We start from the raw sequence: 9,307 nt of genomic DNA, 5'->3' as shown, positions 1-9,307 counted from the left end.
GTTAGGTGGTTTTGAATAAGTCAAGAATCTGGCTCGCAGGCGTGGTCGGTTTCAAGGGTTTTATCCGAAGCGGAAGGGCTTGTTTTTTACCGTAAAACTGGTTTGAATCAAATAGCCCTCAAGTTCCATCGCCAGCGCCTCAATGATATTTTTCGGGGTCCTTACACCCCGGAAGATAAACACCCTTTTGGAATCAATGAGCCCGCTCATCCTTGAATAAGCCTTATTCAAGGTTTCAGGGTGAATGGCGCCGAGTTCCTCCATAAATTAATTATAACAAAAACCACGCCTTTTGTTTGACAGAAAATCTGCAGGAGACCATTTGAGGCGGTCCATTTAGTATACTTATAAGTATACAAATTAGTAAAGGAGGAAATTGGCTTATCGCCTGGAATTTCAAATTGTTACAGGTAAAACAGAAAATTTCAGACCCCACCCCCTATACCATCCCTCTACCGGTTATTCAGGTTTTCATTTCCCATCTAACCCTGGTTTTCTCAATCACCCCTTTGCCCGTTATCATCCAAGTCCAAATGCCCTCAAAAGGGAAATAAGGCACATCGCCAACCCAATCTCCCAGAATCCATCACCTACCGAATCCCCCTGCCCGGCTACCGCTAAAATCAACCGGTTTGACTTTTAAAACATAAAGGGCAACACCATTTCTTTTTCTGGGCGATTGCCTTCTTCATCTTCTACTGGCAAAACATATAAACCCATTTTAATCGGCTCAGAAGCATAAAAAGAGCCCGGAAAAACCGGGCTCTTTACGCAGAGCTGCGACGCACCCCCACCTTCAACTCTTAGCCACTCCCCCGAATTGGGAAAATTTTTCAACTGCACTGCCCGTAAGGGCTTTCTCTTTTAAATTAAAACTACTGGGGATGATTTTAATTCAAATGTAACCCATTTATATTTTATGCAAATTTTGTGCCGAACCTAAGCATTCTCTATTAAAATTCTTAGTTATTTATTATCAATGACTTAAATAAAATCAACAAGAAAAACATTAGCTCCTTATCTTCGATGATTAAAGAAAAAATAAGCACACTGCCGTAAAAAACAGCAGTTAACAAAATGAAAAGAAAAACTCTGGGTTTAGAACCCGGCGTTTTGAAACAATCCTTGACCTTTATTTCCTCCTTGTTATAATCTTTTAAAAAATAGAAAGGAGTATGAAAGATGAAAACTAAGATTGCCTTTATAATCCTTTTCTCACTATCCTTGCTATACGGGCAAAAAGAAAAGGGAACCTTGCAAATCCCCTACGACTCGCTGATGGATGACCGGGTAAGTGTTGACGGTTACATTGACATAGAGGAACAGGAATACCCCGCAAGTTTTCGGGACCCCGCAACTGGTATTACCGTTTACTGGGGTTATGACGACAGCCTGATTTATGTTGGTCTTGAGGCAAAGGGCAAGGGCTGGTTGGCGATTGGGTTTGGGTCCCCGGTGATGGATGGTGCCAATATGTTTATCGGCTATTACACCGACGACTCGGCTGAGGTAATAAACCATATTGGCAAGGGCAGAACCCACAGCGCAGCAAAGGGAAATGTCAGCCTCTTTGACGACTGGGAGATTGATTACGACGAGGAGACCAACACCACCGCGATGGAGTTTACCTATCCATTGAACTGGACCGGCTTGAAGGGCGCTGCGATTAACGGTCTTCTTCCCGGTGAAACCTATGACCTTATCCTGGCGCGCAACCCAAAAAGCCCTTCCCTTGGCGCCAAGCACAGCCAGAGGTCACATTACACATTCCAAATGGGAGCAAAACCGGAAAAGGTAGTGCCAGCACCAGACACAACCAAAAAAGAGGGGAAATAAAATACGCTTCTCTTTGCACTGTTAATTTTGGGGCAGGAGGTTGAATTTTCTGAACTCAAGGGAAACAGGATTCCTGCCGATGTTGTTATTATCCCCTGTTTCGGTGGCTGGGGGAATGTCCCGTTACAACAGGCGCAGGACCTAAAACCGATTATTGAGGGAATTCAGGCGTATCTGGACAGCAATGGAATAAAACCTATTGTCTCCCCTCATCGCCGCGCCCCGGCACATTTTCCGTCGCCACCGAGTCTGAACATTCAGTTGGCGATGATAACCGAAATGCTTGGCATTCATAAAACCCGTGCGCGCCGTTTTGCCGCTGACCTTGAAACCCTGTGTGCTAAAAATCCCCAAGTCAAATGGCTCCTTATCGGACTTTCCAATGGCGCCGACTTCGTTGACAAAACAATGGAACTGATTTCCCCCACAACGAGCGCGCGGGTTTTTGCAATAGAAATTGCGGTTCCCTTCTGGCGGGGCGTCTGCAACTATGAAAACATCTTGCGGTTTGACAACAACGGCAAAGACCCATTGCCCAACGGCGAACTTGAGGAGGTTTTCTTCGCTGCGCTCAAGGCAGGTATTAACTTTTTAAGTTCGGCCGTTAACGGCGAATGGCAGGGCTGGGAAAGGGCTTGGCACATCCCGGCACATGACTACCCCTGGGAAGAGATTGGACCGGCAGTGCGCGCCTTTCTCCAAAGGCACCTTGTCCTAAACTTCCAAACTGGTTACCATTGACAAGAACAAGTTCGTTGGTAATCTATTAGACTATGAAAGTTAGAACAGGAGGAAATATGAAGCATAGCGCTGGTATTACCAGCCGGTTAGCGGCATTTACATTTATCTGTCTCTTTTTTCTCCTTGGCTGTCCGAAACCGCCCCTGGTTCCGGAGACACCAAGAGGACCTACTGTCGGCTTCAAGGATGTTACTCTTGCCTGCACCACCAGCACCACCGACCCCGGAGGGAGCGAAGTATCATTCCAGTTTGACTGGGGAGACAACACCAGGACCGAATGGTCGGACTGGGTTGCAGGTGGTTTTGCCTATGTGGACACCCATACCTATACCCAGACCGGCGAGATGAAGGTCAGGGCTCGGGCAAAAAATCGCAAAGGCAGGGTTTCAGGTTGGTCTCAAGAGTTGACAATTACCATCAGCCCTGGTGAAGGTGGAGTATTCTGGAAATTTGGTTATCCTGACCCTGAGGACCCTGAGGACTCAGCCGACTTTACCGCCCACACATTTGGTATCGGACCTGAAGGGCAAATTTACATCGGCTCGGGGGAAATCCCTGCCCTTTTGTGCCGGAAAGCCAATGGTGCCAGGCGGTGGGAGTTCATCGATGTGGATGAGGACGAGTTTGCGATTGCACCCACAATTGGTGAGGACGGCACGATTTATGTAGGAACCGAAGGCGGCAGGTTCTACGCCTTAAACCCATCAGGGACCATCAAATGGCAGAAGACATTCAGCGCCGGGATTATTACACCTGCGGCATTGGGTGGCGGCACAATTTTCCTTCAGACAGAAGACGACAGTGTCTTTGCAATTGATGCGGTAACAGGAGAGAGAAAATGGGGCTTTTATGCTGGCGGAGGCATCCAGGCGCCGGTAATCGGCCCTGATGGGACGGTTTTCGTTTCTCAGGAGGACACACTGTTTGCCCTTGACCCTGGGTCTGGCGGTGTTAAATGGCGTTATGGCATGAAGGGGACGGTAACTGTTTCTCCGGCAATTGATGTTACCCGTGGGGCGCTCTATGTAGTTGACGAGGATGGCTGGTTTGTATCACTAAATCTCACCGATGGCAGCCTTAACTGGGAGACGAATGTTGGTAGCACCCCATCATTCCCAGTTATCGGAGGTGATGGCACCATTTATCTAACTGTCGTTTCCGCCCTCCTTGCGCTTGACCCGCAAAATGGTGGGGTAAAATGGGATTTTATTCCGCCTCTCCAGAGCGAAGACCTGTCTATGCCGGCAGTATCCAGTGAAGGTATCATCTACTTCCTCGTAATCTCCTCAGGGACCACCGGAGAGGTGGATTCACTTTATGCGGTTAACAGTGACGGCTCCCGACGCTGGGCAACCGGACTGAGGCTTGGCTCCCCAGGGGATTTTATCTCCGCCCCTAAGATTGACAACTCTGGACTTATCTATATCGGTGATGGCACCAGCGCCTTCTGCATTGTGGGCAAGGGCGGACCAGCACCATCCTCCTGGCCAATGTTTCAAGGTGACATAAGAAATTCTGGTAGAGCAAGATAGCCGGTTTTTAAAAGATGAGCGCAATGATATTTAAACCAGTCCCACCTCAGCCTGACTACCAGGATATCCATCGGCGGATACTTTCATTCTGGAAAGAGGGAAGGCACTTTTATCGTTTAATGGAACGCAATCGCGGTGGACCCAAGTTTCGATTCCTTGACGGACCGATAACTGCCAATGGTCCGATGGGTGTTCATCATGCCTGGGGGAGAACATATAAAGACCTGTTCCAGCGCTACAAGGCGATGCTCGGATTTGACCAGCGTTTTCAGAATGGGTTCGACTGCCAGGGTCTTTGGGTAGAGGTGGAGGTGGAAAAGGAGTTGGGGTTCCGTTCTAAGAGGGATATTGAGAGGTTTGGCATCGACAGGTTTGTGGAACTGTGTAAAGAACGGGTCCTGAGATTCTCAAAAGTCCAGACCGAGCAATCAATTCTGATTGGACAGTGGATGGACTGGGACAACTCCTATTACACCATGTCCGAGGAAAACAACTACTCCATCTGGTATTTCCTTAAGAAGTGCCATGAACGCGGTCTAATCTATGAAGGCACAGATGTTATGCCCTGGTGTGCCCGCTGCGGCACCGCGATTTCAGATATGGAGATTGCCACTGAAGGTTATCGCGAACTCACTCATCCTGCTGTCTTTGTCCGCTTCCCAGTTATTGGTAAAAAAGGTGAGTATCTCCTGGTCTGGACAACAACACCCTGGACGCTCACCGCCAATACCGGTGCCGCCGTCCATCCAGACTTGACCTATATCCGGGCAAAAAAGGGTGACGGTGAAGTATATATCCTTGCCAAAGATTTGCTAAAGGTGTTAGGACCGAATGTGGAGATTATAAATGAGTTTCCTGGTAGTGAACTTGTCGGTTTGAAATATCAAGGGCCGTTTGACGAACTGCCGGTTCAGAATGGTGTGGAACACCGGGTTGTCTCTTGGAAGGATGTGAGTGCCAGCGAAGGAACCGGGATTGTCCATATCGCCCCTGGCTGCGGTAAAGAGGACTTTATCCTCGGCAAGGAAAAAGGGCTCGCGGTCATCGCCCCACTCTTGGAGGATGGGACCTTTAAGGAGGGGTTTGACTGGCTAACTGGAAAAAGTACAGCAGCGGTGACCCAGCCAATTTTTGAAAATCTCCAAGCAAAAGGGCTCCTTTTCAAGGTTGAAAACTATACCCACCGCTATCCGGTCTGCTGGCGCTGCGGTGAGGAACTGGTGTTCCGCCTAGTTGACGAGTGGTTCATTGCAATGGATCCCCTGCGGGAGGAGATAATGAACTCGGCTAAACAGGTGCGCTGGATTCCCGAATTCGGACTCGAGCGTGAACTGGACTGGCTAAGAAATATGTCTGACTGGTGCATTTCCAAAAAACGGTATTGGGGGTTGGCGCTGCCGATTTATAAATGCACCTGCGGCTGGTTTGATGTGATTGGTTCTCAAGAGGAGTTAAAACAGCGGGCGGTTGAAGGCTGGGAAAGATTTTATGGACACACCCCCCATCGTCCCTGGATTGATGAGGTGAAGATTCGCTGCCAGAATTGCGGCAGTGTGGTTCAAAGGATTAAGGATGTTGGTAACCCCTGGCTTGATGCCGGCATCGTCCCTTTCTCTACTACCCACTATCTCACCAACCGACAGTACTGGCAGGAATGGTTTCCCTTTGACTTTATCACCGAGTCATTTCCTGGTCAGTTTCGCAACTGGTTCTATGCCATCCTGGCGATGAGCACCGTTTTGGAAAAATGTGCGCCCTTCCGTACCGTATTAGGTTACGCGACGATGAAAGCAGAGGATGGCAGGGAGATGCACAAATCCTGGGGTAATGCGATTGAGGTGGAGGAGGCGGTTGCAAAGATGGGGGCAGATGTGATGCGCTGGGTCTTCTGTCGCCACAACCCGACCCAGAACCTTCTTTTCGGCTTCAAGGTTGGGAACGAGGTCAAGCGTAAACTCCTGACGCTCTGGAATGTGTACTCTTTCTTCATTACCTATGCTAACATTGATAACATTAACCCCACCCGCCTTGATGTGAAATCGGAGGACCTGACACTCTTTGACCGTTGGATTCTTTCCCGCCTCAACTCCCTTGTTGCCCTTGCGAGAAAAAGACTCGATGACTATGATTGTACCGCCGTGGCGTTGGCAACCGAGGAGTTCATTGATGACCTGTCCACCTGGTATGTGCGCCGCAACCGGCGCCGGTTCTGGAAGTCGGCAGAAGACAAGGACAAAAGAGCCGCCTATTATACCCTTTACACCTCCCTCGTAACCATTGTGAAACTGATTGCCCCCTTTATGCCCTTTCTCACCGAAGATATCTACCAGAACTTAGTACGTAGCTGTGACACCCAGGCACCAGAAAGCGTCCATCTCTGCTTCTATCCTGAACCAAACCCAGATATGGTCAACCCCGTACTTGAGCAGGAAATGAATGCCATCCGCAACATTGTCTCGCTCGGACACGCCGCTCGAGAAAAGGCACAAATCAAGGTGCGTCAGCCTTTGCCGCGAATGTTCGTCAGCCTGAAGGATTCGGAATTGAAGCACCGGCTCCAGCCATATTTAGACATCATCAAAGACGAACTTAATATCCGGGAGGTCCTGATATTAGAACCAAATGCACCTGTCCCATCCGGAACGATAACGCAGGAAAATAACGATTTTACTGTGGCGCTTGACAGAACATTAACACCAGAACTTGAGTATGAGGGTCTTGCCCGCGAACTCGTCCGCCGGGTCCAGATTCTGCGCAAAAACGCCGGCTTCAATGTTACCGACCGCATCATCCTTGCCCTTTCAGGAAACGAGCGCTTAACAGCCGCTATCAAGATGTTTTCTGATTATATTCGCCAAGAAACCCTTGCCCTTGATATTAAATTTGAGCCCCTGACCGACGCCGAGATTCAGGGCGAATTTGAAATTAACCACCAACGAGTTCAGGTGGCGTTAAGGAGAACATAATGCCTAAGAAAGAAAAGACCGGCCCGCGGGTGCCGCTCACTAAAAAGGAGCTCCTCCGGCTGGAACAGCTCCTCCTAAAAGAAAAACAGCGCATCCTCCGGCAAAGCAATTTCACCAACGAGGTGATGGATACACCCAGAGCAACTGGCGACCTATCCAGCCATCGCACCCATATCGCTGACCAAGGCACGGAAAATTATCAACGGGAATTTGCCTCACAACTGAAATCAATCGAATCCGAGGCATTGAGGGAAATTGATGAGGCACTTAACCGCATTGCCACCGGCACCTATGGGTTATGCGAGGAATGCGGCGAGCCGATTCCCCTCGCCCGACTTGAGGTCGTCCCCTACGCCCGGTTGTGTATCAAGTGCCTGAAAAAACGCAAAGCCTGAACCGGTCGAGTTTCAGCATCGGTGCCAGAATCTCTGCCGCCCTCCTTTGCCTCCCTTCTTTCTTCACAATAAACAAAACAATTGAAGCGGTGTTTGGGGTATTACTTATCATTCTCTTTTGGCTACTCGGGGACCGACGGAAAAACATATTGCGCTCAGCAAGGGGGGTTATCTATCTCACACCAGGACTCATCATCGTCAACAGCCTCTTAAGGGATTGGAACGGAAAATTCGGGTTAACCATTAATGGGGCAGTTGTTGGTCTTGACCTTTCTCTCCGCCTCCTCTGGACCTTCCTCTTGGTGACGGTGTTGTTCCAGTCCGCACCACTCGATGAAATGATCGCCCTGTTTCGCAGCATATTCAGATTTCTGCACCTCCCGGAAAAGGAATGGAGCGAAACCGTGACAATGACCCTAACGCTTCTGCCCGATTTTGCTTCTCTTCCGGTCAAAGGCTTTCGCAATCTGCCTGAGGCAATTGCTGAGCGCATCGCCGCAGCAGAAAACAGAATAAAGATAGTTTGCAGTTCGGGGTTGGATGTCCAGGGTTGTCCAAACCAACAACCAAGAATCAAAAACCAAGGGCTAAGATTCCGCCCCATTGACCTTGCCCTTCTTTTGCCCGCCGCACTTTTTTTAATCTTTACCATCATCACCTGATGCCCAACATCCGTCTGACAATTGAGTTTGACGGCACAAATTACGCCGGCTGGCAGATTCAACCAAAGCAAAAGACAATTCAGGGACTTTTGGAAGCGAGCCTGAAAAAAATCTTCGGGCAGGATATCACCGTTTATGGTTGTGGCAGAACCGACGCCGGTGTCTCAGCCCGGAACTATGTTGCCAACTGCCACTGCCCTGACCGCCTGTCACCAGCAAGGATCGCCGCCGCGCTCAACTTTTATCTACCTTCAGACATCTTTGTGAAATCGGCTGAGGTGGTCAGTGACGACTTCCATGCCCGCTACAGCGCCATCACCAAGACCTACACCTATTCCATAATCTGCAACCGCTCCCCTTTAAGGAGCCGGTTTGCCTGGGAGGTCTTCCCGCCTCTTGACATCAAAAGGCTTGAAAAAGGGGCGAAACTGTTTTTAGGTAAAAAGGACTTCAACCCCTTCTGCGCAATTCGGTCCGGAAATGGCATCTGCACCATCAGGTCAATTCATATTACAAAAAAGGGTGATGAGATTCTGATAAAAATCACCGGCGACCGCTTCCTTTACAAGATGGTGCGGCGGATTGTTGGTGCGCTTGTTGCCTATGCCACGGGCAGAATCACGGTAAATGATATCCGTGCCTCCCTTGCCGGCAAAAAGGGCAAACCATTTACCTCGGCACCGGCTCAGGGTTTAATCTTGGAACGGGTTGAATATCCGAAGACAGGCAAGGGCTGGCGCCGGTAACGGTCAGCCGCATCCTGAAGCGCCTGTTTTGGAGTTTTATATCCGAGGGTTGCCGCCTCCAACTCCTCAACTAAAGCCTTTCTCCCTGCCAGCCATTTCAAGCCGCGCGGCTCAAAAACCCCGTATTCCATCTGCTTGTAAGCGGCAAATAGACCCGGTGTCTCCTCAAACCGCCTCTGCAACCGCGGGTCATTAAGGCAGCGCCGGTAAATTGGCACATACCAGGTTCCAAGCGACCATTCCACCTGCCTTTCTGGCGAGATAAACCACTTAATAAACCTCCAGGCAGCCTCCTTTTCCTCCTTTGTTGCCTTCCTGAACATCCCGATATTGGTGCCATAGATTATTGCCGCCGGGTTTCCCGCAACCGGAATTGGTGCCATCCCCACCTTAAGCCGCTCCTGCCCGTAAATTGGTGCCCGCCAGGTG

At 49.7% G+C, this 9,307-nt stretch carries 11 protein-coding genes; 8 read left to right on the top strand and 3 right to left on the bottom strand.

The genetic code is table 11. The features are described from left to right. Positions 1 to 60: 60 nt before the first annotated feature. Positions 61 to 210, bottom strand: a complete 150-nt coding sequence (locus tag ABIK47_07805) for a hypothetical protein (protein MEO0020517.1) — start codon at positions 208 to 210, stop codon at positions 61 to 63. 166 nt (positions 211 to 376) lie between these two features. Here ABIK47_07805 and ABIK47_07800 point away from each other — a divergent pair, with 166 nt between their 5' ends. Continuing rightward, positions 377 to 643, top strand: a complete 267-nt coding sequence (locus tag ABIK47_07800; protein ID MEO0020516.1) for a hypothetical protein — start codon at positions 377 to 379, stop codon at positions 641 to 643. Here ABIK47_07800 and ABIK47_07795 read toward each other — a convergent pair. Beyond that, entirely contained in the window at positions 640 to 837 is a 198-nt protein-coding gene (locus tag ABIK47_07795; GenBank protein ID MEO0020515.1) for a hypothetical protein, read from the bottom strand. The genes ABIK47_07800 and ABIK47_07795 overlap by 4 nt on opposite strands. A 345-nt stretch (positions 838 to 1,182) precedes the next feature. Between ABIK47_07795 and ABIK47_07790 the strand changes: the two genes are divergently transcribed. Genes ABIK47_07790 through truA form a run of 7 tightly spaced genes read left to right on the top strand, consistent with a single transcriptional unit; the run spans position 1,183 to position 8,878 of the window. After that, entirely contained in the window at positions 1,183 to 1,836 is a 654-nt protein-coding gene (locus tag ABIK47_07790) for a DOMON domain-containing protein (protein MEO0020514.1), read from the top strand. Positions 1,837 to 1,863: 27 nt separating this feature from the next. Next, positions 1,864 to 2,577 (top strand): hypothetical protein, encoded by a 714-nt coding sequence (locus ABIK47_07785; protein ID MEO0020513.1) that lies wholly within the window; start codon positions 1,864 to 1,866, stop codon positions 2,575 to 2,577. Positions 2,578 to 2,633: 56 nt separating this feature from the next. Further along, a complete protein-coding gene (locus ABIK47_07780; protein ID MEO0020512.1) occupies positions 2,634 to 4,109 on the top strand; it encodes a PQQ-binding-like beta-propeller repeat protein in 1,476 nt (491 codons plus the stop codon). Positions 4,110 to 4,132: 23 nt separating this feature from the next. Beyond that, positions 4,133 to 7,075: an isoleucine--tRNA ligase gene (gene ileS / locus ABIK47_07775; GenBank protein ID MEO0020511.1), complete on the top strand. Its 2,943-nt coding sequence runs from the start codon at positions 4,133 to 4,135 to the stop codon at positions 7,073 to 7,075. After that, entirely contained in the window at positions 7,075 to 7,470 is a 396-nt protein-coding gene (locus ABIK47_07770; protein ID MEO0020510.1) for a TraR/DksA C4-type zinc finger protein, read from the top strand. Before ileS ends, ABIK47_07770 begins: the two co-directional genes overlap by 1 nt. Further along, the gene (locus ABIK47_07765) at positions 7,446 to 8,132 is read left to right on the top strand and encodes a hypothetical protein (protein MEO0020509.1); all 687 of its coding nucleotides are present in this window, start codon (positions 7,446 to 7,448) and stop codon (positions 8,130 to 8,132) included. The genes ABIK47_07770 and ABIK47_07765 overlap by 25 nt, the downstream gene beginning before the upstream one ends. Next, positions 8,132 to 8,878 carry a tRNA pseudouridine(38-40) synthase TruA gene (gene truA, locus ABIK47_07760; protein ID MEO0020508.1) on the top strand — a complete coding sequence of 249 codons (747 nt, stop codon included), beginning with the start codon at positions 8,132 to 8,134 and terminating at the stop codon, positions 8,876 to 8,878. Before ABIK47_07765 ends, truA begins: the two co-directional genes overlap by 1 nt. Here the strand turns inward: truA and ABIK47_07755 are convergent. Continuing rightward, positions 8,818 to 9,307, bottom strand: a 490-nt coding sequence (locus ABIK47_07755; GenBank protein MEO0020507.1) for an extracellular solute-binding protein, incomplete at its 5' end; no start/stop codon positions are given. The two genes, truA and ABIK47_07755, sit on opposite strands and share 61 nt — an antisense overlap.

This window comes from candidate division WOR-3 bacterium, assembly GCA_039801245.1.
In the GTDB taxonomy this organism is placed as follows: domain Bacteria; phylum Hydrothermota; class Tepidihabitantia; order Tepidihabitantales; family Tepidihabitantaceae; genus JAOABP01.
This window is presented reverse-complemented; position numbering and strand designations above follow the sequence as displayed.